The organism is Microbacterium sp. 2216-1, assembly GCF_046507855.1.
GTDB lineage: Bacteria > Actinomycetota > Actinomycetes > Actinomycetales > Microbacteriaceae > Microbacterium > Microbacterium esteraromaticum_C.
Window position 1 is genome coordinate 997,686 of sequence record NZ_JBKFTM010000001.1, and the last position, 25,101, is coordinate 1,022,786.

Below are 25,101 nucleotides of genomic sequence, written 5' to 3' on the forward strand. Positions count from 1 at the left end.
TTGGCATGACCTTTGGAGCCGACCGCCGCGCGGAGTTCGCATCGGCGCTCGATCGACCCGCCGCCCACGCCTCGTCCGCCCCGGCTGCGCCTTCACCGGCGCCGGCGATGCCCGAGCTGCCGATGCCGGTGCGCAAGGGGCGGACGGTCTCGATCTGGGTGTACGGCGTGCTTGTGTTCGCGCTGATCGCGCTGATCGCCTATTTCACGGTGTTCATCGGCGCCGGCGCATCGGCCGTCGGACTGGTGCTCGCGCTGATCCCCCTGGGGATCGTGCTGTTCGGCGTGCGACTGATCGACCGCTGGGAGCCCGAGCCGAAGAGCCTGGTCGTGTTCGCGCTCGGTTGGGGAGCCGTCGTATCGGTGGGCATCACCCTTCTCGTCGACCTGCTGCTGGCCATGGCGGTCGGTGCGCGCTCCGAGTTCTTCGGCGCCGTGATCCAGGCGCCCGTGGTCGAGGAGATAGCGAAGGGCCTCGGTGTCTTTCTGATCTTCGTGATCGGACGTCGGGCGTTCGATGGCCCGGTCGACGGGGTCGTCTACGGGGCGCTGATCGGCGCGGGCTTCGCGTTCACCGAGAACATCCAGTACTTCGGTATCAGCCTGCTCACCGGTGGCGCGAGCGACTTGACGCTGACGTTCATCCTGCGCGGGTTGGTCTCGCCGTTCGCGCATGCCATGTTCACAGCGCTCACTGGCTTCGCGATCGGTCTGGCAGCACGCCGGGGAGCCACGGCGGGGCAGGCCCTGAGGTCGGGCGTCCTCGGCCTGATCGGCGCGATCGCGTTGCACGCCTATTGGAACGGCTCGTCGCTGTTGGGAGACTTTCTGTTCCTGTATCTGACGACGCAGATCCCTTTGTTCGTGGGGTTCATCCTGGCGATCATCGGCCTGCGCAGGGAAGAAGCGCGTCTGACCCGGCATCGCCTCGGCGACTATGCGGCTGCGGGGTGGTTCACGCCGCAGGAGATCGTCATGCTCGCGACACCCGCGGGGCGCAAGGCGGGGCTGCAGTGGGCTGCCGGCCTGCGCGGGGATCGGCGCCCGCTGATGCGCTCGTTCATCAAGGATGCGACTGAGCTCGCCGCCGTGCGTCAACGCTCGCTCACCGGGCGCGATCCGCACGCGGCCGCCGACGAGTACGCCCTGCTCATGCGTTCCCGCAACACGCGTGCGCAATTGCTGGCGTACTGAGCGCGTGCGGCAGGGGTGACAACAGAACTCAGCGCCCGGTGCTGCGGCAATGCCTGCGAGTCTCCCGAGCGCTGAGTTGGCCTAATGCAAGGGTGCACCGACGGGCCGGGTAAGTCAAGAGTCGGCCGTCGTGCATCTACTGCTCAGCGGTCCTCGACGATCACATCGAGAGCGATACCGGCGCACGAGATGCGCGTCAGTTCGGCTAGGCGTGTTCCGCGCACCGAGTCGCCGGTCGCGACGCGCGGATCGGTCGACACCACGACGCGGCCGACGCCGTTGACGAGGGTGACCTGCTGGTTGAGAGCCGCGAAGCGGGGAGTGAGCTCTCGTTCGACGGCCGCGACGAGCAGGTCGAGTCCTGCGACGCCCAGGAAGCGTCCGTCGGCGAGGGCGGGGACCGCGATCGTGATGGTGTACTCGTCGCTGCACAGGTAGTCGACGTAGGGGCCGGCGACGTGCGGCTGGAACGTCTGCATCGGCACCCGATACCATTCCAGCTCGCTGTAGTCGATGTGCTCCTTGTTGACGGACTGCGAGGCGAGCACCAGCTTGCGGTGGTCGTCGCCCTGCCACCAGGCGAGGTGGCTGTGCGCGTCCGACAGCAGGTCGATCGCGGCGATGAATCCGGCGCCGAACACCGGAACGCCCGGAAGGCTCAGCGTCTGCGCCGCGTACGGTTCGACGACGGCATCCAGCGTTGCACGCACGAGCGGTTCGGATCGCAGCGTGGACGAGAGTCTGTGCGCGCACGGCTCGACCCAGTTCTGCAGACAGCGGATGGGCGCGTCAAAGTAAGCCTCGACGATTCGGGCGGCCTCGGCGGGGGCCGTGGTCAGGGTAGTTGTCATCGCGTCCTCCAGTGCACGTCGATGTTGCCGTGTCAGGCAGAGGTCTCGGGTGAGCTCTGCAGATGGATGAGTGTGTCGATCACGTCCGTTGTCATCGCTTCGGTGCGGCGGCCCGCCTCATCGGGGTCGCCCGCCTCGACGGCCCAGATGATGCCGGTGAGTGTCTGCGCCTGCTGGTGCATGCTCGGGGTGTCCGGTGCGGCCAGACGCAGATAGGGCGAGAACTCGGCTTGCAGACGCATCTGCTCGCGGGTGAGTCGTGCGGACTGGCTGAGTGAGACGAGTTCGACCTGAACGTCGTCGAGCAGCCGACGTTGCTGATCCGCATCGAGATCGTCGAGGCGGTCCAGGCGCCGCAGTACGCGCAAGGTCTCGCTGCTGTCGGCACGTCGCGCGGCCAGGCGCACGGCGGACGCGGTGATGGCGGCGTAGTGCGCGCCGAGATCGCGCAGAGTCAGGCGCGATGTCGCCGCCAGTGTGCGGCGCGCGAACACCAGCGGGTCGGCATCGTCGACGACGAAGCTCCCGCCGTTGCGGCCGCGCTTGGTGACGATGAGGCCACGTCCGCGGACGGCAAGCAGAGCTTCGCGCACGGTGACCGGTGCGACGCCGAAACTGCGGGCGAGTTCGGATTCAGAGGGGAGTCGCTCCCCGGCGCGCAGGTGTCCGCGGTGGATCGCATCGACGAGGCGGCGTTCGACGAGTTCGGCGCGCCCTTCGTCACCGATCGATTGGAAGAGTGCGCCGTGCAGCCTGTGCGGGCGGGTGCCACGGTGGCCGGCGGGCTCGGCGACGGACGCCCCGACGACGGGGAGGGCCCCGGTGGGTGACGTCAGCGACTCCATGGCCCGATTCTCTCATCTGGATCCCGATGAGGGGAAGACTTGAAATATGTCCTACGGTTTTATATGTTTACCGAATCCTTCCCGAGTTCGACGAAGATCCAGGAGCACGACATGAGCATTGCCGCACCCACGGCGCAGAGCGCGAACGGCGAGATCGCCGACCGTGGCAGCGTGACGCTGACGGGCTTGACCAAGTCGTTCGGCGAGTTCACCGCTGTGCGCGACCTCGACCTCCGTGTCGAACCGGGGGAGTTCGTCTCGATGCTCGGCCCGTCCGGGTCGGGAAAGACCACGGTTCTGCGGATCATCGCCGGTTTCGAAGAGGCGACATCCGGAACCGTGCGCCTGTCCGGCAAGGACGTCACCCGCACGCCACCGCACTCCCGCGACGTCAATACGGTGTTCCAGGACTACGCCCTGTTCCCGCACATGAGCATTGCCGACAACGTCGGCTACGGACTGCGCGTCCAGGGTGCGGGCAAGGCCGAGCGGGCGCAGCAGGTGGGGGATTCGCTGCGCCGTGTGCGGCTGGACCATGTCGCCGACCGGCTCCCGCACCAGCTCTCGGGTGGACAGCGTCAGCGGATCGCCCTCGCGCGAGCGCTGATCATGCGTCCGCAGGTGCTGCTGCTCGACGAGCCGCTCGGCGCGCTCGACAAGCAGCTGCGCGAGCAGATGCAGATCGAGCTCAAGCAGATCCAGCGTGAGGTCGGCATCACGTTCATCTTCGTCACCCACGATCAGGAAGAGGCGCTGACTCTCAGCGACCGCGTCGCCGTCTTCAACAATGGCCGCATCGAGCAGGTCGGCAGCGCGCGGGAGGTCTACGAAAGCCCGCAGACCGAGTTCGTCGCACGCTTCCTCGGCTTGTCGAACCTCATCGCCGCAGACCTCGCCCATGAGCTCACCGGTGATCGGCACACGATGAGCATCCGCCCCGAGCGGGTGCGCCTGCAATCGGACACCGATGCGCTCGCCGACGGTGAGATCGGCCTCGTCGGGACGATCTCCGAGGTCGTCTACACAGGCCCGGCGACGCGCTTTCTGATCACCACCGACGCCGGTGTCGATCTGCTCGCCGAGCAGCCCAACGCCCGCGACCTCGCCGGCGCGGGACTCCGCCGTGGTGATCGCGTGCGTGCCGCATGGAGTCCGGCCGACGCCGCACGCCTGCCCTGAAACTGTTCCACCCGTCCCATCGCAGCACCTATCGCAGTACCCACTGATCACGAAGGAGAGATCACATGCGTAAGAAGATCCTGGCCGTCACGGCCATCTCTGCAGCGACCGCACTGGCCCTGACCGGATGCTCCGGGGCATCCGACTCCGGCGGCGGACTCGCCATCGACGTTCCCGACGTCCCCATGCTCGCCGAGCTCGGCGACACCGAGAGCGAGGTGAACATCGTCGCGTGGTCGGGCTTCGTCGAGCCGGCGTGGACGGATGCCTTCACCGAGCAGACCGGATGCACCGTGAACCGCCGCGTCGCCGGTACCAGCGACGAGATGGTGCAGCTCATGCGCACCGGTGACTACGATCTCGTCTCGGCATCTGGCGACGCCAGCCTGCGCCTCATCGCCGGTGGTGATGTGCAGCCGCTCAACCTCGACCTGATCCCGAACTTCGGCGACGACATCGTCGAGGGCATGAAGGGGCAGATCTACGACACCATCAACGGTCAGTCCTACGGCATCCCGATCGGGCGCGGCGCGAACATCCTGCAGTACAACAGCGAGGTCGTCACCGAGGAGCCCACCAGCTGGGACGTCGCGTGGGAGGCGGACACCCCGTACGCCGGCAAGGTCATCGCCTACGACGCTCCGATCTACATCGCCGACGCGGCCGTCTACCTGATGGCGCACGAGCCCGACCTGGGCATCACCAACCCGTACGCGCTCGACGAGGACCAGCTGGCTGCGGCGATCGACCTGCTCAAGCAGCAGAACGGCATCGTCTCGGAGTACTGGTCGGACCCCGCCGCGCAGATCACGTCGTTCGCAGGGGGCACGACCGTGCTCGGCACGTCGTGGGAGGTGCTGCGCAAGCTCTCCGAGGACGAGCGTTTCAAGAGCGTGCTGCCCGAAGAGGGCTCGACCGGGTGGTCGGATGCCTGGATGCTGGCGACCGAGTCGAACAACCCCAACTGCGCGTACGCGTGGATGGACTACGCGTCCTCTCCCGAGGTCAATGGTGCCATCGCCATGAACTTCGGCATGGCACCGGCCAACGCCGCCTTCTGCGACACCAGCGATGAGGCGAAGGCGCACTGCGACTACTACAACGCCACGGACGAGGAGTACTTCGAGAAGGTCTGGTTCTGGACCACGCCGATCGAGCAGTGCATCGACGGACGCACCGACGTGACCTGCACCAACTTCCAGCAGTGGACCGACGCCTGGGTGACGGTCAAGGGCTGACCCCGCATGCCGGGGGTGGGGCCATCTCCCGCCTCCGGCATCCCCTCACGAAGACAGGATCGACATGAACCGTCGTGCACGGATCGCAGGCCTGCTGGCCCTGCCGATGACCTGGCTCATCGGCATCTACATCTTCTCGCTGGTCATGTTGCTGGTGACTGCGTTCTGGGTCACTGACCCGTTCACCTCCAAGGTGAAGCCGGGTTTCACCCTGCGCAACTTCGAGCAGCTGATCACCAACCCCGCATATCTGACCACCTCGGTGCGCACCCTCGCGATCGCTCTCGGGGTGACTGCGCTGGCCATCGCGATCTCGATCCCGCTGGGCATCTTCATGGCGAAGGTCGCCTCGCCCTGGCTGCGTGCCGTGCTCGCCGTCTCGATCACCCTGCCGTTGTGGGCGGGATACCTCGTGAAGGTGATCGCCATGCGCATCACGTTCACACAGGAGGGCTTCTTCAACTGGCTGGTCGGCCCGCTCGGGATCGAGGGGCCGGGTTTCTCGACCTTCACCGTGGTGTTGACGCTGACGTATCTCTGGCTGCCCTACATGGCGGTGCCGGTGTACACCGCCATCCGTCAGCTGCCGCCGAACCTCTTCGATGCTGCGGCCGACCTCGGGGCGGGCGCATGGCGCACGATCCGCACGGTGGTGCTGCCGCTGATCAAGCCGGCCGTGATCGCCGGGTCGGTCTTCACCTTCTCGCTCAGCCTGGGCGACTACCTGGTGGCGAAGTTCGTCGGCGGCGACACGCAGATGATCGGCAGCGTCATCGCCTCCAACATCAACCTCAACCCGCCGCTGGCGGCCGCCTTCTCGCTCGTGCCGATCGCGTTCGTCGTGATCTACCTCGTCAGCGTGCAGCGCACCGGCGCACTCGAAAGGATGTGAGCTCGGATGCTGAGATTGTCCCGCTCATCCAAGATCGTGCTGGGGGTCGTGGTCGCGATCATCCTCGCGTTCCTGTACATCCCGCTGATGCTCGTCGTGCTGAACTCCTTCAACTCTGCGCGCATCGCCAGCTGGCCGGTGTCGGGCTTCTCGCTGGAGTGGTGGGTGAAGGCGTTCACCAGTCAACCGGTGCGCGACGCCCTGCTGAACTCGGTGCTGGTGGCGACGGGAGCCACGGTCATCGCGATCATTCTGGGAACGCTGGTGTCGTTCGCGCTCCAGCGGTACCGGTTCTTCGGGCAGCGCGCGGTGAACCTGCTCGTGGTGCTCCCGATCGCGTTGCCCGGCATCGTCACCGGTGTCGCCCTGAACAACACCTACAACCGGCTGCTGGAGCCGATCGGGATTCACGTCGGGTTCTGGGGGATGATCATCGCGCATGGCACCTTCTGCATCGTGATGGTCTTCAACAACGTGCTGGCGCGGTTGCGTCGGATGAACCCGAGTCTCGAGGAGGCCTCGAAGGATCTCGGTGCGACGCCATGGCAGACGTTCCGCATGGTGACCTTCCCGCAGTTCCGCAGTGCGCTCGTGGCCGGTGCGATCCTCGCGTTCGCGTTGAGTTTCGACGAGGTGTACGTGACGATCTTCACGGCACCGCCAGGGGTCGACACGCTGCCGCTGTGGATCATGAATCAGATGGCGCGTCCGAACGAGGCGAACGTCGTCAACGTCGTCGCCACCGTGGTGATCGTGCTGTCGTTCATCCCGGTGTGGGTTTCGCAACGGCTCTCCCGCGATGTCAGCGAGCGGGACTGATCGGCGTGGCCACGTTGACCGCGGTCCGCGCCTCGGGTTGGATGTAATCATGACTGATCGCACAAAGCCCGAGTTCGACGCACCCACCGGACCCGCACCCGCTGAGCTCGTCATCCGCGACCTGATCGCGGGCGACGGTGCCGAGGCCAAGCCCGGTGACACCGTCACCGTTCACTACGCGGGCGTCGAGTTCGACTCCGGCGAGGAGTTCGACTCCTCGTGGGGCCGCGGCGAGACCATTCAGTTCCCGCTGCGCGGTCTGATCCAGGGCTGGCAGGAGGGCATCCCCGGCATGAAGGTCGGTGGACGTCGCGAGCTGGTCATCCCGCCGCACCTCGCATACGGTCCCGCCGGTGCCGGGCACTTCCTGTCGGGCAAGACCCTCATCTTCATCATCGATCTGGTGGCGGTCGGCTGACCCGAACCCGGTGATCGGAACCCCCTTCGCGTATCGCGGAGGGGGTTTTTCCGAACCAGGGAATAGATTCACCTGAATGTAAGTTCCCTTCCGTGGAGCACCTGCTCCCACCGAAGACTCTGAGGAGAAGCCCCATGACGATCGATATCCCCGGCTACCGTCCCGGCACCTGGACCCTTGACCCCGCGCACAGTGAGGTCACCTTCAGTGTGCGGCACATGATGATCTCGAAGGTGCGCGGCTCGTTCGGCATCAAGAGCGCCACCTTCGTCGCGCCGGAGAACCCGCTGGAGGCCACCGTCGAGGCGAACGTGGATGTCGCATCCATTGACACCAGCGACGAGAACCGGGATGCGCACCTGCGCTCGGCCGACTTCTTCGACGCCGACAATCACCCGACGATGGAGTTCCGGTCAACGGCGACGCGCGTCGAGAACGGTGACTTCCTCGTCGACGGCGACCTGACGATCCGCGGGATCACCAAGCCGGTCACGTTCGAGTTCGACTTCGGCGGGTTCGCCCAGGACCCGTACGGCAACTACAAGGCGGGCGCCTCGGCCAAGACCGTGATCAACCGCGAGGACTTCGGGCTCACCTGGAATGCCGCGCTCGAGACCGGGGGAGTGCTGGTCGGCAAGGAGATCACGATCGGACTCGACCTGCAGGGTGCACTGCAGGCCTGAACGGCTGGTAAGCTTGAGCAGTTGCCGTTAGATCGGCCGCGGATGAAGAGAGCAGGCGCAATCGGCGACCTGCACCGCGCAGCAACCAGAAAGGGGATCGAATCTATGGCACTCGAAGCAGACGTCAAGAAGGCGATCATCGAAGAGTACGCGACGCACCCCGGTGACACCGGATCCCCCGAGGTGCAGGTCGCTATGCTGTCGCAGCGCATCAAGGACCTCACCGAGCACCTGAAGGAGCACAAGCACGACCACCACTCGCGTCGTGGTCTGTTCCTGCTCGTCGGTCAGCGCCGCCGCCTGCTGGGTTACCTGCAGGACGTCGACATCAACCGGTACCGTTCGCTCATCGAGCGACTCGGACTGCGTCGATAAGGCATCGACCAGCGTTCAATCGCGCAGAACATTCTTGAGAAGGCCTCCCCACGGTGTGGGGAGGCCTTCGTTGTTTCTCTTCAGATCCCCAGGATGACTTTCCAGCAGGAAAGTCGCATGGTTTCCGAGAGGAAAGTGAGAATGATGGAACAGCGATCCGAGCCGGGGCAACCCGCGTACCAGCCGCCGTCCGCGCAGCTCGCGAGGCAGTACCTGGCCGAGAGGGACGACGTCGCGCAGCGCCGCGCCGCACACATCGACCGTCGGGCGACCGCGCGGATGCTGTTGCTCGACGGCATCGTGTTCGCACTGGGAACCACGGTGCTTCTCTTCCTGTTCCCCTTGAGCCTCTCGGCAGCCATGCCGCTGATGCTGACTCTGCTGAGCTGGAGTGTGCTGGCCGGGTCGCTGCGCGACCGCTACGGATACCTGCCTCGGGGGAGGGAAGCACGCGTCCGCACTGCCGTCATGCTCACCTTGCTGGTGGCCGTCTTCGGGGTTATTGCGGCGGTGCTCGCAGGAGTTGAGATCACAGCGTGGGTGCGGGTACTGCCGGGTGCGGTAGGGCTGATCCTGTTCACGGTTCTCGCTGTGCAGGAGTGGCGGCGAGATGTTCCGGCACGAAAGGTCACGCGTCAGCGCGCCCCATTCGATCGCCCGACCAGGGTGGTCACCGCGGCGATCGGCCTGGCGTTTGGTGGGTCGGTCGTGCTGGTCGGTGCTGAGTGGGAGGCGCTGGCGTATCTCGTCTACGCGGTCGTCATGTGCGGCTTCGTCATCTGGAGCGTTAAGGTGATGTCGGGAACCGCGCCCGCGGTGGGGGGCAGCGTGGGGGCCGCGGGCCTGGTCGCTCTACACTGCCAGCGCCATAACTCTCGTCGTCTTGATGATGCTGGAGTACCTCGGGCATCCGGTGGGTCTGGTCGTGCGCATCGTGCTGGGCGCGCTCGTTGCTGTCGGGTTCGTCCTGATCGCACTCCGAGGAGGCAGGCGTGACTGAGTCCCCGCGCGACCACCCGCGGCTGCGGCTCGACGACAGTTTCGCCAGCCCGATCCGGTTCTCACTGATGGCCGCGTTATCGGACGATCTGGAGCTCGACTTCGGCACCCTCGCGAGCATTCTGCAGGCCGGTGACTCGGCGCTGAGTAAGGGGATCGCCGCGCTGGAGAGCGTCGGTTACGTCCGAGTGCGCAAGGCGTTCAATGATGGAATCCGTCGTCGCACGTGGGTGAGCAGCACGACAGTCGGGCGCGACGCCTTCCGCGCCCACCTCGCCGCGCTGCAGGCGATCGTCGACTTCGGTACCGGTCAGAGCGACTGATAGCGCTTAGGCACCCACCAGATCGGTGTGATGGATCGCCGCGACATCGGGGTGGGCGCGCAGGCGCGACTTGAGCGCGTTCTCGCCGTAGAGACTGTGGATCGGATTAGACGGATCCTCGGTCATGCCCCGGGCGTGCTGCGCGAGTTCGGCCGGCAGGTCGATGAGTGGCAGCGTGCGATCCAGTGCGGGATTGAAGAAGAACGGGATCGAGATGCGGTCGTGTGGCGCCCTCGGCGACAGCACGCGATGGTTCGTCGCGCGCAGATACCCGCCGGTCGCGTACTCGAGCAGCTCGCCGATGTTGACGACGAATGCCCCCGGCACGGGCGGCGCATCCACCCAGGCACCATCCTGCTCGACCTGCAATCCGCCCGCGCCGGGTTCGACCCAGAGCAGGGTCAGCACGCCGGAATCCTTGTGTGCTCCGACACCCTGCTGAGGCTCTGGCTCGTCGGTGCCCGGGTAGCGGATGATCTTGATCAGCGTCGACGGTTCGCCGAAGTGTTCGTCGAAGTATCCGGCATCCGCCCCCAACGACTGCGCCCACGCACGCAACAGCCGCCGGGAGACATCCGACAGTGCGGCGTGCCACTCGCTGACGACCTCGCGCAGCTCCGGCTGCGCCGACGGCCACAGATTCGGGCCGATCAGCCGCTGATAGCCGGGGCCGCCGGTGACCGCCTCGCGCTCGGGGCCGATATCGATCTGCTCGCGCCAGTCCACGCGCCCTCCGGTGCGTTCACCGCCAACGCGCGTGTACCCGCGGAAGTGCGGACTCTTGACGTTCTCGATGGCGAGCTTCTCGGTCTCGGGCAGTGCGAAGAACGCGCGAGCGGTGCGATGCAGACGCTGCTCGAGTCCGGCGGAAACGCCGGTTCCGGTGAGGTAGAAGAAGCCGACGTCCCGGGTGGCGGCACGCAGATCATCGCGAAAGCGCGCTGCCGCATCAGGACCGCGATCGAGCTGCGAGAGATCCAGAACAGGAAGGGTGGAAGCGACCATGCGTCGACGGTAGGTGCTGCAGCCCTCGCCGTACAGGAATGTTGCGCTGTCTTACCTCACCCGCTGCGCCGGGAACCCGTCGGATCGTTGCGGTGGCCTGACCCGATCACATCAGGATCGGCGAACATCCACCGCGGTCGCGGCTCGATGAGCGGGCGGAACAGTCTGCGCACCGGCTTCGAGGCCAGCACGAACGTCGTCGCCACCGACAGCAGAGTCACGGCCGGCAGCCAGAACCAGGTGGGGTCGAGACCGCGCAGCACGCCCGACTCGCGGAACGGATACAGCACGAACGAGTGCAGCAGATAGACGTACATCGTGTACTGGCCCAGCGTCGTCCACCACTGGCCGCGGCGCGGGATCAGCACGAAGAACGCTGCGCTGAGCACGATCGCCAACGTCATGACCACGAGCCGCACGCCGCCGGCCCACCAGGTCAGTCCGCCGGTGAGCTCCGCGTAGGAGTCGTCGTAGAAGAACCACTGCCGCAGATCGACCGCATGCCAGACGTCGACCCAGTTCCACACCACGAACGACCAGGCGGCGAGCACAGCGACCGCTCCCGCGCGCAGCCACCACGGCCGGTAGTCGATCAGCTGGAACCGTTGCACGATGTCGTGTTCGCTGAGCCACCAGCCGAGGGTGAAGAAGAACAGCAGCCCGAGGGTGCGCGAGAGCGAGAACGTGCTGTCGACGTTGCTCATGTAGCCGACGCCGATCGAGATGGCGAGCGCCCACACCAGCGGCCAGCGCAATAGGGCGAGGTAGGGGAGCACCAGCCGGAAGATCCCCAGTGCGAGCAAGAACCACAGGGTCCATGACGGCTGCGTGAGGTTGGGGTCGGCCTGACCCTCGACGAGCCATTTGGTCAGCATCCACAGCATCTCGAAGATGACGTAGGGAACGAGGATGTCGGTGATCACGCGTGCCATCTGCCGTCGATTCGGGCTGATGGACTTCGAGAAGTACCCCGAGATGATCGCGAACGCCGGCATGTGGAACGCGTAGATCACCAGGTACAGCGACTCGGCGATCTCGGAGTCGTAGGTCAACCGCTGGATGCCATGCCCCAAGACGACCAGGATCACGCACGCGAACCTGGCGTTGTCCCAGAACGGGACGCGGCGGCGCGGGCGGGGGATGGCTCCCGTCGTCGTGGCGGGAGGGTGTTGCTCGGCACTGCTCATTCGGAGAGGGTATCGGTCGGACATGGGGAATAGGTTTGCGCGTGCGGCGTTGCATCAATTACATTCACTTGAATAGAACGGATGCTGTCGGCATCCGGAGCGGAGAGAAATGAACGAGCAGGGCCAGATCCAGTTCGGTGTCATGTCGGTCAGCGACATCACGCAGGACCCGACCACGGGCGTCACGCCCAGCGAGCGCGAGCGCATTCAGGCGACGGTCACCATGGCCAAGCACGCCGAGGAGGTCGGGCTCGACGTCTTCGCCATCGGCGAGCACCACAATCCGCCGTTCTGGTCGTCGAGCCCGACGACGACACTGGCCTACATCGCCGCGCAGACCGAACGCCTGGTGCTGTCGACGTCGACCACGCTGATCACGACCAACGACCCGGTCAAGATCGCCGAGGACTACGCGATGCTGCAGCACCTCTCCGGCGGTCGCACCGATCTCATGCTCGGCCGAGGAAACACCGGGCCGGTCTACCCGTGGTTCGGTCAGGACATCCGTCAGGGACTGCCGCTGGCGATCGAGAACTATGCACTCCTACGCCAGCTGTGGGAGCACGACGTCGTCGACTGGGAGGGCAAGTTCCGCACGCCCCTGCAGGGCTTCACCTCGACACCGCGCCCGCTCGATGGTGTCGCACCGTTCGTCTGGCACGGTTCGATTCGCACACCGGAGATCGCCGAGCAGGCGGCGTACTACGGCGACGGCTTCTTCGCGAACAACATCTTCTGGCCAAAGGAGCACTACCAGCGCCTGATCGAGCTGTACCGTCAGCGCTACGCCCACTACGGCCACGGCACACCCGAGCAGGCGATCGTCGGCATCGGAGGGCAGGTGTTCATGGCTGCGAACTCGCAGGATGCGGTCAAGACGTTCCGCCCGTACTTCGACAACGCCCCGGTGTACGGTCACGGTCCGTCGATGGAGGACTTCTCTGAGATGACTCCGCTGACGGTCGGTTCGCCGCAGCAGGTCATCGACCGCTACGCGGGCATGCGCGAGCACTACGGTGACTTCCAGCGTCAGCTGTTCCTGATCGATCACGCGGGTCTGCCGCTGAAGACGGTGCTCGAGCAGCTCGACATCCTCGGCTCCGAGGTCGTCCCGGTTCTGCGCAAGGAACTCGCGCAGAACCGACCGGCGAGCGTACCGAATGCCCCGACTCATGCGGCACGGGTCAAGGCAATGTTCGGCGACGGCCCCGGGCGCGAGGCCCGCCCCGGAGTCAACCGGGGCGACAACCTCACCGCGGGCGGTCCCTACCAGGACACCCCGCTGCGCACGGGTTCCGCCTTCGGCAGCGCCGCGACCCGGACGGGGGCCTGACATGCGCGAACGTCGTATCGCCGTGGTCTCGGCGGGCCTGTCGAACCCCTCCTCGACGCGGATGCTGGCAGATCGGCTCGCGGCGAGTACCCTCGGCGCGCTCGCCGACCGTGGCATCGACGCGAAGGTCGACGTGATCGAACTGCGCGATCTCGCGCACGACATCACCAACAATCTTTTGACCGGCTTCGCCCCGGCACCGCTGGAGGAAGCGATCAACCGCGTCGTGTCGGCGGATGCCCTGATCGCCGTGACTCCGATCTTCTCGACGAGCTACAGCGGACTGTTCAAATCGTTCATCGACGTGATCGATCCGGACGCACTGACCGGCAAGCCCGTGCTGATCGGCGCCAATGCGGGAACCGCCCGGCACTCCTTGGCGATCGACTATGCGATCCGCCCGCTGTTCACGTATCTGCACGCCGAGCCGGTCAGCACGGGGGTCTTCGCGGCCTCCAGCGACTGGGGAGCATCGGCCGACGAGGTGGCTCCGCTCGGCGCCAGAGTCGAGCGCGGAGCGAAAGAACTGGCCGACGCCGTTGCACAGCGGGAAGCCACAGTGCACACCGATCCGTTCGACCCGGCGAGCTACCTCGGGGAGGGACGCTCGTTCGGCCACCTGCTGGGTGGCCTGTCGGGCGAGTGAACGCAAACGGGCCGGGTGGCCCTCAGGTCACCCGGCCCGTTGCATGCGTCGTGGCGGTCAGCCCTCCAGACCCGTTTCGAACGATTCCACTCCGAAGCCGTTCTGCACGTCCAGCGCCGCGCCGGCCTCTCGCTGGGCGTCCTGGTACGCCTGTTCCTCACGCAGGATCTCCTGCTCGTCCTGCGTGTCGTCGGACTCGGCCGGCTTGCGATCGATCATGATGTGCTCCCGTTGCGATCGGTTCAGCCGCTCTTGCGGCGGAACTCGCGCTTCATCTGCGGGGCGTGGGTCGCGTGCACGGCGGAGTCGCCGTCCAGGTGAGCCTCACCATCGCGATGGTGCGCGTTCTTCTTGTCGAGTGCTTCCTTGAACTTGCGCTTCATCTCCTCAGCGGAGTCGGCGCCTTCTTCGGTGCTCATGCCCGTCAGCCTAAGCCACTGCGACCGCTCATGGTCAGGTCTCTTGACTGCCGCGTCCAGACCGTTGCGGAACGACCACGTGCCCATGCGGTGACCGCCGATCCAACATCCGGTCAACATCCGGTGCATCCGCTCGTTTCCGGCGTGCGCGACACGCGGCGCGCGCCATCCTGATCTCGTGAGAGTCGCGATCGTGACGGAGTCCTTCCTGCCGCACATGAACGGAGTCACCGGATCTGTGCTGCAGATCCTGACGCACCTCGAGCGAAACGGCCACGAGGCGCAGGTGCTGGCACCGGCAGCAGCAGGCATGCCGGCTGCCGCGCACGGTGCGCCCGTGCACGCGCTTCCGAGCCTGCCCCTGCCGGGGTATCGTGACGTGCGCGTGGCCACGGCCTCGGGCCACCGGGTCGAGAACGCGTTGCGGCGCTTCCGACCCGACGTCATCCACCTCGCATCCCCATTCGCGCTCGGCTGGCATGGCGCGCTCGCCGCAGACCGCCTCGGAATCGGGGCCGTGGCGGCATATCAGACCGACATCTCGGCCTACACGCAGCGGTACGGCGTTCCCCTGACCACGGGTGCAGCCGTCGCGCGGATCGCGCGACTTCACCGTCGCGCGACGCTGAACCTCGCACCCTCTGAGGAGTCCGCGCGCCAGCTGCAGTCCTGGGGCGTGGACCGCGTGCGACGCTGGGGCCGGGGCGTGGATGCCGAGAGGTTCCACCCTGCACGGCGCAGCATCGCCATGCGCGCCGAATGGGGCGCGGGCGTCGCGATCGGCTACGTCGGGCGTCTCGCGCCGGAGAAACAGGTCGAGGACCTCGCCGTGCTGCAGGATATCCCCGGCGCCCGATTGATCATCATCGGAGACGGCCCCAGTCGAGGGCGCCTGCAGGCACTGATGCCGAACGCGTTGTTCCTCGGGCATCTGAGCGGCGAAGCGCTCGCGGCGGCGATGGCCTCCCTCGACGTCTTCGTGCACCCCGGCGAGAGCGAGACCTTCGGACAGACGCTGCAGGAGGCGCACGCCAGCGGCGTCCCCGTCGTCGCAACCGGCCGCGGCGGTCCACTCGATCTGGTGCGTCCTGGGATCGACGGATGGCTGTACACACCCGGCGACGTGAACGACCTGCGTTCCCGCGTCGGCGCGCTCGTCGCGGATGCAGGACGGCGCCGTGCCTACGGGGCGGCCGGCCACGACGCGGTCCAGTCACGAAGCTGGGCGAGTGTGTGCGATACGTTGATCGGCTACTTCGACGAGGCACGGTCACTCCGCCGGATCGATGCTGCCTCTCGGGTGCGCCGCTCGATCCGCCCGGAGCCATCGGCGCCGCCTGCCCGGCACCGCCCCCGGCGCTACGTCGCCCTGGGTGACTCGCTCACCGAGGGGCTGTGCGACCCCGCCCCGGACGGCACGCTCCGCGGGTGGGCCGATCGGCTCGCCCTGCTGCTGGCGGGTTCAGGAGAACTGCGTTACGCGAACCTCGCGGTCCGTTCCCGACGTGTCAGAGACGTCTGCGGACCTCAGCTCGATCGCGCTGTCGAACTCCGACCCGACCTGGTGTCGATCCTCATCGGCGCGAACGACCTCGTCGGCGCCCGCCCCGACACCGTCGCGCTCGCCGCGGAGGTCGAGAGGGCAGTGCGGCGTCTGCGTGAGACCGGTGCCGATGTGCTCCTGGTCACCCCGTTCCTGCCGCGCCGGTGGGCCGCCTCGATCTTCGCGCATCGATTCGCTCAGTTCTCCAGCGAACTCGCCCGGGTGGCGGAGCGCACCGGTGCCGTGCTGTTGGACTCCGACTTGCACCCATCGCTGCCCGAGCGGCCGAACTGGGGCGACGATCTGGTGCATCTGAGCAGTCGCGGGCATCGCTTTCTGGCCTATCGAGCCGGCGAACTGCTCGGGGTTCCCTTCGCGGATGAGCTGGGAGCGCTCGACGCCGTCCTGCATGCCGATGAGGTACTCAGTCGGGGGCTGTGGTGGCGCCGGCACGCACTGCCGTGGCTGTGGCGCCGCATGCGCGGACGCACCGCAGGCGACGGCCTCGCTGCGAAGCACTCGGGGTACGTGCGGGTGGGACGGTCAGCCGTCTCGCACGATGTCCACAGCCGCTGACGTTCAGCGGCGCCCCATGCCGTAGTACGTCCACCCGGCGTCCCGCCACGCGGCCGCATCGAGGCAGTTGCGGCCGTCGACGATGATCCGACCCGTCACCAGTTCTGCGGCGTGCTGGGGTGACATCTCGCGCCGGTACTCGTCCCATTCGGTCACCACGACGACGGCGTCAGCATCGCGAAGTGCCTCGTCGCGTTCCACCCGGTAGTTCAGCTGCGGGTGCGCGGTAGCGGCGTTGTCGAGCGCGGCGGGGTCGGTGACGACCACATCCGCGCCCAGCCCCCGCAACCGCACAGCGACGTCGAGAGCGGGGGAGTCGCGGATGTCGTCACTGAAGGGCTTGAATGCGGCGCCGAGCACGGCGATGCGCCGGCCCACCACCTGGCCGTCGAGCGCGTCGACCACCAACTGCACGGCCCGGTCGCGGCGCCGCAGGTTGATCGCGTCGACCTCGCGCAGGAATCCGACGGCCGAGCCGCGCCCAAGCTCCTCGGCCCGAGCGGCGAAGGCGCGGATGTCCTTGGGCAGGCAACCGCCGCCGAATCCGATGCCCGAGCCCAGATAGCGGCGCCCGATGCGAGTGTCGTGTCCGAGAGCATCCGCGAGCAGGGTCACATCCGCACCTGAGGCTTCGGCGATCTCTGCCATCGCGTTGATGAATGAGATCTTCGTCGCGAGGAAGGCATTCGCGGCGCCCTTCACGAGTTCTGCCGTGGCGAGATCGGTGACGAGAAAGGGCGTACCTGCCTCCGTCGAGACCCGGTACACGTCGCGGAGCAGGTCGACGGCGCGTCGCCCCGCAGGGTCGTCGGCCGCGCCGACCACGATGCGATCCGGCGTGATCGTGTCGTGCACAGCCCACCCCTCGCGCAGGAACTCAGGATTCCACACGACCGTCGCGCCGGTGCCCGCGACGCGTTCTGCGAGACGGGCGGCCGTGCCGACCGGCACGGTGGACTTGCCCGCGAGAACACCGCCGGGGCGCAGATACGGCAGCAGTGCGTCTATGGCGGCGTCGACGTAGCGCAGATCCGCGGCATCCGCGTTCTGCGCCTGAGGGGTCCCGACGGCGAGGAAGTGCACGGCGGCATCAGCGGCATCCGCCATCGACGTGCTGAAGCGCAGGCGTCCCGCCTCCAGGCCGGCCCGCAGCAGCTCCGTCAGCTGCGGTTCGTAGAACGGTGCGACTCCTGCGCTGAGCGTTTCGACGCGCTCGCGGTCGACGTCGATGCCGATGACGTCGTGTCCGAGCGACGCCATCGCCGCCGCGTGCACAGCACCCAAGTACCCACAACCGATCACCGACATGCGCATCAGGCCACCACAGCGGACAGCCTTCTCCGATCCGCGTCCGTCGGGTGAACGCGTCATGGCCGATGCGTGTCAGGACGGTGGTGGCAGGGCGGTTTGCGCGAGCGACGGGGGAGGGGAAGGCCTGCGCTGATAGGATCATTGCGGTCGCCTTCTGTCGACCGCACAATCGAACATCGATTCACGGAGCGATCGGCGCAGAAGCTGGTCCCCTGTGGTGGGTTCCTCGGCACGCCGAGTGATCGTCCACTGGTGGCCAGCGCACAGGCGAGATTCGCGGGATGCCCGCGCGCCTGTATCCGCCCGCATCCGCTTCTTCGCGAGAACTCGCGCGCCACACGGGCGTGCGAGCCTAAACAAAGAAGGAGAGACCTCTTGGAAGGTCCTGAAATCACTGCTGCTGAAGCCGTTCTCGACAACGGCCGCTTCGGCACCCGCACCGTCCGCTTCGAGACCGGCCGCCTTGCACAGCAGGCCCAGGGATCGGTCGCGGCCTACCTCGACGACGAGACCATGCTCCTCTCGGCCACCAGCGCGGGCAAGCACCCGCGTGAGGGCTTCGACTTCTTCCCTCTGACGGTCGACGTCGAGGAGCGCTCGTACGCCGCCGGAAAGATCCCGGGCTCGTTCTTCCGCCGCGAGGGGCGTCCCTCGACCGAGGCGATCCTCGTCTGCCGTCTGATTGACCGTCCGCTGCGCCCGTCGTTCGTCGAAGGTCTGCGCAACGAGGTACAGATCGTCATCACCGTGCTCTCGATCGCGCCCGGTGAGTACTACGACGCGCTGGCCATCAATGCGGCCTCCGCATCCACCCAGATCTCGGGCCTGCCGTTCTCGGGTCCGATCGCCGGTGTGCGCCTCGCGTTCATCCCCGGCGAGGGTGAGCACGCCGACCAGTGGGTCGCGTTCCCCAACGCCGAGCAGGTCAACCAGGCCGTCTTCGACCTCGTTGTCGCGGGCCGCGTCGTCACCAAGTCCGACGGCACCGAGGACGTCGCGATCATGATGGTCGAGGCCGAGGCCACCGAGAACAGCTGGAACCTGATCAAGGCCGGCGCCACCAAGCCCAGCGAGGACATCGTCGCGCAGGGCCTCGAGGCTGCCAAGCCGTTCCTGACCCAGCTGGTGAAGGCTCAGCAGGAGATGGCCGCGACCGCGTCGAAGGAGCCCGGCGTCTACCCGGTCTTCCCCGCGTACAGCGACGAGGTCTACGACTTCGTCTCGTCGCGCGCCTTCGCCGAGCTCAGCGACGTCTACCAGATCGCCGACAAGCTCGAGCGTCAGAACGCTGACGACGTGGTCAAGGACCGCGTCAAGGCCGAGCTGATCGCCGCAGTCGAGGCGGGCGAGCTGCCCGCCGGTGCCCCGCTGGAGTTCTCGGCCGCGTACAAGTCCGTCACCAAGAAGATCGTCCGCGGACGCATCCTCTCCGAGAACGTCCGCATGGATGGTCGCGGTCTCGCCGACATCCGCCCGCTCGACGCCGAGGTGCAGGTCATCCCGCGCGTGCACGGATCGGCGATCTTCCAGCGTGGCGAGACCCAGATCATGGGTGTCACCACGCTGAACATGCTCAAGATGGAGCAGCAGATCGACTCGCTGTCGCCCACCACGAGCAAGCGCTACATGCACCACTACAACTTCCCGCCCTACTCGACCGGTGAGACCGGCCGTGTCGGGTCGCCGAAGCGTCGCGAGATCGGGCACGGCTTCCTCGCCGAGCGCGCACTCGTGCCGGTGCTGCCCAGCCGCGAGGAGTTCCCCTACGCGATCCGCCAGGTCTCCGAGGCACTCGGATCCAACGGTTCGACGTCGATGGGCTCGGTGTGCGCCTCGACCCTGTCGCTGCTGAACGCCGGTGTGCCGCTGCGCGCGGCCGTCGCCGGTATCGCGATGGGTCTGGTCACCGACGAGGTCGACGGTGAGACCCGCTACGCGGCGCTCACCGACATCCTGGGCGCCGAGGACGCGCTGGGCGACATGGACTTCAAGGTCGCCGGTACCAGCGAGTTCATCACCGCGATCCAGCTCGACACCAAGCTCGACGGCATCCCCTCGTCGGTTCTCGCCGGCGCGCTGACGCAGGCGCGCGACGCGCGTCTGACGATCCTCGGCGTGCTCAACGCAGCCATCGACGTCCCCGACGAGATGGCGCCGACGGCTCCGCGCGTGATCAGCGTGCAGATCCCCGTCGACAAGATCGGTGAGCTGATCGGCCCGAAGGGCAAGACGATCAACGCGATCCAGGATGAGACCGGCGCGCAGATCTCCATCGAGGAGGACGGCACCGTCTACATCGGCGCGACCGACGGCCCGTCGGCCGAGGCCGCCCGCGCGCAGGTCAACGCGATCGCCAACCCCACCAACCCGGAGGTCGGCGAGCAGTTCCTCGGCACCGTCGTGAAGATCGCCTCGTTCGGCGCCTTCATCTCGCTGCTGCCCGGCAAGGACGGCCTGCTGCACGTCACCGAGGTGCGCAAGCTCGCCGGTGGCAAGCGCGTCGAGAACGTCGACGACGTGCTCTCGGTCGGCCAGAAGCTGCTGGTGCGTATCACCAAGATCGACGACCGCGGCAAGCTGTCGCTGGAGCCGGTGCTGGAAGAGGCCGCCGCCGACGGCGAAGCCGCAGCGGAGACCGCCGAGGCGTGATCCCACGGATGCCGGGTCACCGGCATCCGACTTCTGACAGCGACCCGGTGCCCGTGAGCGATCACGGGCACCGGGTCGCTGTCGTATCCGATGTGATCGGATCGTTACGCAAAGATCGGACGCCGGACCGTCGCAGAGCGCGTCCGCTGTCGTCTGCTCCCTTACGCTCGAGGTACGCACCGGGGGGTGTGGTGGACCGGATCGAAGATCCGCGGGGGTGAGACCATGAGGCTGTTCGGCGTAGGCACCGCTGAACCCCAGGAGCGCGCAGAGACCGCGTCCTCGGAGCATCCGTCGGCACCGATTCCCATCGTCGGCCCGGGGGTGGGAGAGGGCATCCGCGTCCCGCTCGGCGAGTCCGAGCTCACGGTGTTCCCGCTCATGCTCGGCGCCGCCGAGTTCGGGTGGAACGTCGATCTGCCTACCAGTCACGGAATCCTCGACCGCTACGTCGAGTTCGGCGGCAACGCGATCCACACCGCGGACGGCTTCTCGGCGGGACGCAGCGAGCACATCGTCGGTCAGTGGCTCCGGGCGCGCGGACAGCGGGAACGGGTCGTGCTGGCAGCCCGCGTCGGATCGCACCCGGACAACCCCGGTCTCGGATCGGTGAACCTCGTCCGTGCCGTGGAGGCATCGCTGACGCGCCTGGGCACCGATCGCATCGACGTGCTGTACCTCGATGCGAGTCTCGACGCCACGACGCATCTCGAAGACACTCTCGCCACGGTCGAGTGGTTGCGTGAGGCCGGCAAGATCAACGCGGTCGGTAGCTTCGGGTTCACGCCGGAGCGGCTTGTCGAGGCACGCATCCTGGCGTCCGCGGGGTATCCGCGCATCGAGGTGCTCGATGAGCCCTACAACCTCGTGCGGCGCACCGGGTTCGAAGGCGACCTTCGTTTGGTCGCGGCCGCGCAGGGACTCGCCGTGACGCCCTCACACGCGCTTGAGCACGGCTTCCTCTCCGGCCAGCACCGCAGCCGGTCGCGGGTGTCGGGCGTGCGTGGCGAACAGATGCGGGCGCACCTCAATCGCCGGGGCATCCGCGTGCTGCGCGTGCTCGACCGCATCGCCGATGAGACCTCGGTGCCGGTTGCGGCGGTGTCCATCGCCTGGCTGCTCGCGCAACGCACCATCGTCGCACCCATCGTGAACACCTTCTCGCCTCAGCAGATCGAAGAGCTCATGCAGGGGGCAGGAATCACCTTGGTGCGGTCGCAGCTTGCCGAACTCGCCCACGCGAGCGACTGACTATGCTGGAAGCTCCCTCCAGAGCGGGGGATGGAGTGAGCAGGCAGTGACGCATTACATATATCTGGTCAGACACGGCGAGCATCAGGACGCCGAGCACGGCGTAGACGACGGACCCCTCTCTCCGAGAGGACAACGACAGGCCGAGCTCATCGCGGACCGCCTCTCCGGACTCCCGCTCGACGCGATCTGGCATTCGCCGCTCCTGCGGGCCGCCGAGACCGCCCGCAGCGTCGCCGAACGTCTTCCGTCGGTCGACCCCCAACCGTCGGCATTGCTGTTCGACTGCGTGCCGAGCGGGATGGAAGAGGAGACACCGGCCGCGTACGAGTCGTTCTTCGGGTCGGTCAGCGACGCTGAGATCGAGGCGGGCTCCGCGCAGATGGCGGATGCCGTCGGCGAGTTCCTGCGACGCCGCAACGGTGAGGTACACGAGGTGCTCATCACGCACAACTTCGTGATCGCCTGGTTCGTGCGCGAGGTGCTCGGCGCTCCCGACTGGCGGTGGATGACACTCAACCAGGCTCACGCCGGGCTGACCGTCATTGCACAGAAGCAGGGGCGCCCCTGGACACTGCTGAGCCACAACGACCTCGGTCACCTGCCGATGGAGCTGCGCACCGGCCTGCCCGACGCGCCGCTGGTCTGACACGCGGGCGTCACCGCTCTCGGGCGAATCTAGACTGGGTACATGACCACTCAGGTTGCCCTCGTCGGCGGTACAGGCAGGCTCGGACGCATCATCAACGAGGTGATCGACGGACTCGACGGCTTCGAGGTGCGCAACGTGCTCGGCTCGACCAGCGAGATGAGCGAACTCGACGGTGCTGATCTCGTGGTCGACGCGTCCACACCCGCCGTCAGCGTCGATGTCGTGCGTGGCGCCATCGACCGCGGCATCAACGTACTCGTCGGCACCTCCGGCTGGTCGCAGGAGCGCATCGCGCTGGTGCGCCCGCTGGTGGCGGCCTCCGGAACGGGAATCCTCTTCATTCCCAACTTCTCGCTCGGCTCGGCGCTCGGATCGGCACTCGCGGCGGCGGCCGCCCCGTTCTTCGCCTCGGCCGAGATCATCGAAGCGCACCACGACCGCAAGATCGACTCGCCCAGCGGCACGGCCGTGCGCACCGCTGAGTTGATGTCGGATGCCCGCGAGGCGCAGGGACCGTTCCAGGCACCCCATGTCGATCAGCGTGCGCGGGGACAGCAGGTCGCCGGTGTCCCGGTGCACTCGCTGCGACGTCCCGGCGTGATCGCGCGTCAGGAGACGATCCTGTCGGGCGCGGGGGAGTCGTTGTCGATCGTGCACGATACGGTGGACTCTGCGGCGGCGTACGCCCCTGGCATCCGACTGGCGGTGCCGTTCGCGCGCGACGTGCGCGGGATCGTCGTCGGTCTCGAGAACGTCATCGACATCGGCGTCGGGCCGCGTTCATGACCTCGCGCGTCGGCGTCAGCGTCATGGGTGGCGCGCTGCTGCTGTACATCTTGGCGACCGTGTGGCTCGCGGTGATGTTCTTCGCCGTCGGTACGCCGGTCGCCATTGGAATGGGTATCGCCCTGATCGTGCTCGCACCGATCGGGGCGTGGGCGCTGATCCGCGAACTGCTCTTCGGCTTCGCTGCCGATCGACTCGGGCGCACACTTGACGCCGAGGGAGGCATGCCCGAGGCACCCGACGAGCTCATGCCGAGCGGACGGCTACGGCGCGAGGACGTCGAACCCCTGGTCGCGCAGTACTCGGAGGCGGTCGACGCCGCACCGCAGGATTGGCGCCGGCATTACCGCCTGGGCGTCGTCTTCGACGCTGCGGGGCAACGCAAAGACGCCAGGGCGAGCATCCGTGAGGCCATCCGGCTCTCACGGGCCCGCGCCTGACGTCTCAGACGGGCCGGATCTCAGGCCAGGCTGGCCTCGAGAGTGATCTCGATGCCGGCGAGTGCCTGCGACACCGGGCATCCGGCCTTGGCCTCATCGGCGATCTCCTGGAACCGCTCCGGCGTGATGCCCGGCACGGTCGCGTTGACGTTGAGGTGGCTGCCGGTGATGCCGGTGCCCGGCTTGAAGGTCACCGAGGCCGATGTGTTCACCCGCTCGGGCGGGGTGCCGTTCTGCGCCAGCATGTTCGAGAAGGCCATGCTGAAGCACGAGGCGTGTGCCGCGGCGATCAGCTCTTCGGGCGTCGTGGTGGTGTCCGAGCCCTCGGACCGTGCCTTCCAGTCGATCGGGAACGTGCCGAGATTGGACGACGAGAACGCGACTGTGCCCGACCCCTCGATGAGGGAACCGGTCCAGGTGGTGGTGGCTTCGCTGGTGATGGGCATGGTTCCTCCGCAGGTCGCATCTCGCGAGCGCCGGGTGTCGGCGTCGTCCCGCCAGCCTACTCAGCCGCGCGGAACGTCGATACGGCTACGCCGTGCTGCGGCCGAACAGCCCCGCGCGCCGCAGAAGAAGGTACATCTGGCATCCGAGGCAGTAGCCGAACGCGGCGTTCAGGAATGCCGCGAAGAAAGCGGCGGCCGCGGCGATCGGCAGGGCTCCCGGCACGCCCAGCGCGTGCAGCGCGAGACCGATGCCCACCACGACGAGTCCGACACCCTGCGCGAAGCGCGGCGGGCGGGGATCTTCCAGTTCCGTCGGCGGCGCGAGTCGAGGCCGCACGAGAGCGCGGAACAGCACGCTCCACGGGTGGGTCCGCGGCGAGACCACGCCCCACACGAAGAGCACCGCGATGGCGATGAGAAGCGCGAATGCGGCATCCGCGCCGGTGAGTCCGAGCAGCACCGCGAGCAGCAGCAGCAACGAAGTGATGGATGCCGCGAACCGCGGACCACGGGGATCTATGCCGACCGGGGTGTTCATCATGCCTCCTGCAGCATGGGCAGATCGCCCAGCGCGTTTTCGATGTCGGAGCGGTGCGGGACGCCGTTGAACCGGGCCCGCACGGTGCCATCGCCATCCACGACCAGCAGGGTCGGGGTTTGCAGCACCCGGTACTTCGTTGCCAGGTCGGTGCGGTGGGTCAGGTCGATGTCGACGTGCTCGACCCCGTCGAGTCCGTCTGCCACGCCGCCGAGCATCCGGCGCACCTGCGGGCAGCGCGCGCACATCTCGGTGCTGAACTGCACGAGTGTGGCGCGGGCGCCGAGAATGCCGGCATCCGCGGCGTCCACCCGCTCGCCGTGGGCGTCGCGACGGCGACCGTCGCGGGCGCGCCACACCAGGCCGGCGGCGACGGCGGTCGCGACGAGGGCGACGATCACGATCAGGGCGGAGGAGAGGGGCACGCGACGAGGGTACGTCCCGAAGGTGGGAATCGGGCCGGATGTGACGCCGGATGACGGCGACGGATGCCGGAGCGAAAGG

General features: G+C 67.3%; 28 protein-coding genes. 18 read left to right on the forward strand and 10 right to left on the reverse strand.

The window, feature by feature from the left end; all coding sequences use genetic code 11:
- The first annotated feature begins 5 nt into the window (after nucleotides 1-5).
- Nucleotides 6-1,193: a PrsW family intramembrane metalloprotease gene (locus ACLD0U_RS04525; protein WP_410339955.1), complete on the forward strand. Its 1,188-nt coding sequence runs from the start codon at nucleotides 6-8 to the stop codon at nucleotides 1,191-1,193.
- Nucleotides 1,194-1,336: 143 nt separating this feature from the next.
- Here ACLD0U_RS04525 and ACLD0U_RS04530 read toward each other — a convergent pair whose 3' ends face one another.
- Nucleotides 1,337-2,044 (reverse strand): cache domain-containing protein, encoded by a 708-nt coding sequence (locus ACLD0U_RS04530; protein ID WP_410339956.1) that lies wholly within the window; start codon nucleotides 2,042-2,044, stop codon nucleotides 1,337-1,339.
- A gap of 32 nt (nucleotides 2,045-2,076) precedes the next feature.
- The gene (locus ACLD0U_RS04535) at nucleotides 2,077-2,889 is read right to left on the reverse strand and encodes a FadR/GntR family transcriptional regulator (RefSeq protein ID WP_410339957.1); all 813 of its coding nucleotides are present in this window, start codon (nucleotides 2,887-2,889) and stop codon (nucleotides 2,077-2,079) included.
- A 111-nt stretch (nucleotides 2,890-3,000) separates the two neighbouring features.
- Between ACLD0U_RS04535 and ACLD0U_RS04540 the strand changes: the two genes are divergently transcribed.
- From ACLD0U_RS04540 to ACLD0U_RS04580, 9 genes are all read left to right on the forward strand, one after another.
- Nucleotides 3,001-4,068, forward strand: coding sequence for an ABC transporter ATP-binding protein (locus ACLD0U_RS04540; RefSeq protein WP_179411119.1), 1,068 nt, complete (start codon nucleotides 3,001-3,003; stop codon nucleotides 4,066-4,068).
- A gap of 65 nt (nucleotides 4,069-4,133) precedes the next feature.
- Nucleotides 4,134-5,306: an extracellular solute-binding protein gene (locus ACLD0U_RS04545; RefSeq protein ID WP_206550047.1), complete on the forward strand. Its 1,173-nt coding sequence runs from the start codon at nucleotides 4,134-4,136 to the stop codon at nucleotides 5,304-5,306.
- Nucleotides 5,307-5,370: 64 nt separating this feature from the next.
- A complete protein-coding gene (locus ACLD0U_RS04550; RefSeq protein WP_206550046.1) occupies nucleotides 5,371-6,198 on the forward strand; it encodes an ABC transporter permease in 828 nt (275 codons plus the stop codon).
- Nucleotides 6,199-6,204: 6 nt separating this feature from the next.
- Nucleotides 6,205-7,017, forward strand: a complete 813-nt coding sequence (locus ACLD0U_RS04555; protein WP_179411116.1) for an ABC transporter permease — start codon at nucleotides 6,205-6,207, stop codon at nucleotides 7,015-7,017.
- A 49-nt stretch (nucleotides 7,018-7,066) separates the two neighbouring features.
- Nucleotides 7,067-7,435 (forward strand): FKBP-type peptidyl-prolyl cis-trans isomerase, encoded by a 369-nt coding sequence (locus ACLD0U_RS04560; RefSeq protein WP_179411115.1) that lies wholly within the window; start codon nucleotides 7,067-7,069, stop codon nucleotides 7,433-7,435.
- Nucleotides 7,436-7,569: 134 nt separating this feature from the next.
- Entirely contained in the window at nucleotides 7,570-8,118 is a 549-nt protein-coding gene (locus tag ACLD0U_RS04565) for a YceI family protein (protein WP_206550044.1), read from the forward strand.
- Nucleotides 8,119-8,223: 105 nt separating this feature from the next.
- Complete coding sequence (rpsO, locus tag ACLD0U_RS04570; protein WP_040163368.1) at nucleotides 8,224-8,493, forward strand: 30S ribosomal protein S15; 270 nt, start codon at nucleotides 8,224-8,226, stop codon at nucleotides 8,491-8,493.
- A gap of 141 nt (nucleotides 8,494-8,634) precedes the next feature.
- Nucleotides 8,635-9,489 carry a hypothetical protein gene (locus ACLD0U_RS04575; protein ID WP_410339958.1) on the forward strand — a complete coding sequence of 285 codons (855 nt, stop codon included), beginning with the start codon at nucleotides 8,635-8,637 and terminating at the stop codon, nucleotides 9,487-9,489.
- Nucleotides 9,486-9,815, forward strand: a complete 330-nt coding sequence (locus tag ACLD0U_RS04580; protein WP_224817656.1) for a transcriptional regulator — start codon at nucleotides 9,486-9,488, stop codon at nucleotides 9,813-9,815. Before ACLD0U_RS04575 ends, ACLD0U_RS04580 begins: the two co-directional genes overlap by 4 nt.
- Before the next feature lie 6 nt (nucleotides 9,816-9,821).
- Here the strand turns inward: ACLD0U_RS04580 and ACLD0U_RS04585 are convergent, their stop codons facing one another.
- Together ACLD0U_RS04585 and ACLD0U_RS04590 are read right to left on the reverse strand one after the other, a co-directional pair.
- Complete coding sequence (locus tag ACLD0U_RS04585; RefSeq protein WP_410339959.1) at nucleotides 9,822-10,820, reverse strand: isopenicillin N synthase family dioxygenase; 999 nt, start codon at nucleotides 10,818-10,820, stop codon at nucleotides 9,822-9,824.
- Nucleotides 10,821-10,876: 56 nt separating this feature from the next.
- Nucleotides 10,877-12,007 (reverse strand): acyltransferase family protein, encoded by a 1,131-nt coding sequence (locus ACLD0U_RS04590; protein WP_224817658.1) that lies wholly within the window; start codon nucleotides 12,005-12,007, stop codon nucleotides 10,877-10,879.
- A gap of 109 nt (nucleotides 12,008-12,116) precedes the next feature.
- Between ACLD0U_RS04590 and ACLD0U_RS04595 the strand changes: the two genes are divergently transcribed.
- Both ACLD0U_RS04595 and ACLD0U_RS04600 read left to right on the forward strand, forming a co-directional pair.
- A complete protein-coding gene (locus tag ACLD0U_RS04595; RefSeq protein WP_410339960.1) occupies nucleotides 12,117-13,340 on the forward strand; it encodes an LLM class flavin-dependent oxidoreductase in 1,224 nt (407 codons plus the stop codon).
- 1 nt (nucleotide 13,341) lies between these two features.
- Nucleotides 13,342-13,986, forward strand: a complete 645-nt coding sequence (locus ACLD0U_RS04600) for an FMN reductase (RefSeq protein ID WP_410339961.1) — start codon at nucleotides 13,342-13,344, stop codon at nucleotides 13,984-13,986.
- A gap of 57 nt (nucleotides 13,987-14,043) precedes the next feature.
- On the opposite strand, the gene ACLD0U_RS04605 is transcribed toward ACLD0U_RS04600, so the two are convergent.
- Entirely contained in the window at nucleotides 14,044-14,205 is a 162-nt protein-coding gene (locus ACLD0U_RS04605; protein ID WP_222445740.1) for a hypothetical protein, read from the reverse strand.
- A 23-nt stretch (nucleotides 14,206-14,228) separates the two neighbouring features.
- Nucleotides 14,229-14,405: a DUF5302 domain-containing protein gene (locus ACLD0U_RS04610; protein ID WP_179411107.1), complete on the reverse strand. Its 177-nt coding sequence runs from the start codon at nucleotides 14,403-14,405 to the stop codon at nucleotides 14,229-14,231.
- A 193-nt stretch (nucleotides 14,406-14,598) separates the two neighbouring features.
- Between ACLD0U_RS04610 and ACLD0U_RS04615 the strand changes: the two genes are divergently transcribed.
- Nucleotides 14,599-16,524, forward strand: coding sequence for a GDSL-type esterase/lipase family protein (locus ACLD0U_RS04615; RefSeq protein ID WP_410339962.1), 1,926 nt, complete (start codon nucleotides 14,599-14,601; stop codon nucleotides 16,522-16,524).
- A 3-nt stretch (nucleotides 16,525-16,527) separates the two neighbouring features.
- Here the strand turns inward: ACLD0U_RS04615 and ACLD0U_RS04620 are convergent, their stop codons facing one another.
- Complete coding sequence (locus ACLD0U_RS04620; RefSeq protein WP_206551224.1) at nucleotides 16,528-17,838, reverse strand: UDP-glucose dehydrogenase family protein; 1,311 nt, start codon at nucleotides 17,836-17,838, stop codon at nucleotides 16,528-16,530.
- Nucleotides 17,839-18,210: 372 nt separating this feature from the next.
- On the opposite strand from ACLD0U_RS04620, the gene ACLD0U_RS04625 reads away from it, so the two are divergent.
- The 5 genes from ACLD0U_RS04625 (at nucleotide 18,211) to ACLD0U_RS04645 (ending at nucleotide 23,613) form a co-directional block, all read left to right on the forward strand.
- Complete coding sequence (locus tag ACLD0U_RS04625) at nucleotides 18,211-20,484, forward strand: polyribonucleotide nucleotidyltransferase (protein WP_410339963.1); 2,274 nt, start codon at nucleotides 18,211-18,213, stop codon at nucleotides 20,482-20,484.
- Between the two features lie 225 nt (nucleotides 20,485-20,709).
- Complete coding sequence (locus ACLD0U_RS04630) at nucleotides 20,710-21,735, forward strand: aldo/keto reductase (RefSeq protein ID WP_410339964.1); 1,026 nt, start codon at nucleotides 20,710-20,712, stop codon at nucleotides 21,733-21,735.
- Between the two features lie 46 nt (nucleotides 21,736-21,781).
- Nucleotides 21,782-22,384 carry a histidine phosphatase family protein gene (locus ACLD0U_RS04635; RefSeq protein WP_179411103.1) on the forward strand — a complete coding sequence of 201 codons (603 nt, stop codon included), beginning with the start codon at nucleotides 21,782-21,784 and terminating at the stop codon, nucleotides 22,382-22,384.
- A 42-nt stretch (nucleotides 22,385-22,426) separates the two neighbouring features.
- Complete coding sequence (gene dapB / locus ACLD0U_RS04640; RefSeq protein ID WP_410339965.1) at nucleotides 22,427-23,173, forward strand: 4-hydroxy-tetrahydrodipicolinate reductase; 747 nt, start codon at nucleotides 22,427-22,429, stop codon at nucleotides 23,171-23,173.
- The gene (locus tag ACLD0U_RS04645; RefSeq protein ID WP_179411101.1) at nucleotides 23,170-23,613 is read left to right on the forward strand and encodes a hypothetical protein; all 444 of its coding nucleotides are present in this window, start codon (nucleotides 23,170-23,172) and stop codon (nucleotides 23,611-23,613) included. Before dapB ends, ACLD0U_RS04645 begins: the two co-directional genes overlap by 4 nt.
- Nucleotides 23,614-23,633: 20 nt before the next feature.
- On the opposite strand, the gene ACLD0U_RS04650 is transcribed toward ACLD0U_RS04645, so the two are convergent.
- From ACLD0U_RS04650 to ACLD0U_RS04660, 3 genes are all read right to left on the reverse strand, one after another.
- The gene (locus ACLD0U_RS04650; protein ID WP_410339966.1) at nucleotides 23,634-24,059 is read right to left on the reverse strand and encodes an OsmC family protein; all 426 of its coding nucleotides are present in this window, start codon (nucleotides 24,057-24,059) and stop codon (nucleotides 23,634-23,636) included.
- A gap of 85 nt (nucleotides 24,060-24,144) precedes the next feature.
- Nucleotides 24,145-24,597 carry a DUF4395 domain-containing protein gene (locus ACLD0U_RS04655; RefSeq protein ID WP_410339967.1) on the reverse strand — a complete coding sequence of 151 codons (453 nt, stop codon included), beginning with the start codon at nucleotides 24,595-24,597 and terminating at the stop codon, nucleotides 24,145-24,147.
- Entirely contained in the window at nucleotides 24,597-25,022 is a 426-nt protein-coding gene (locus ACLD0U_RS04660) for a thioredoxin family protein (RefSeq protein ID WP_410339968.1), read from the reverse strand. Before ACLD0U_RS04660 ends, ACLD0U_RS04655 begins: the two co-directional genes overlap by 1 nt.
- Nucleotides 25,023-25,101 lie beyond the last annotated feature (79 nt).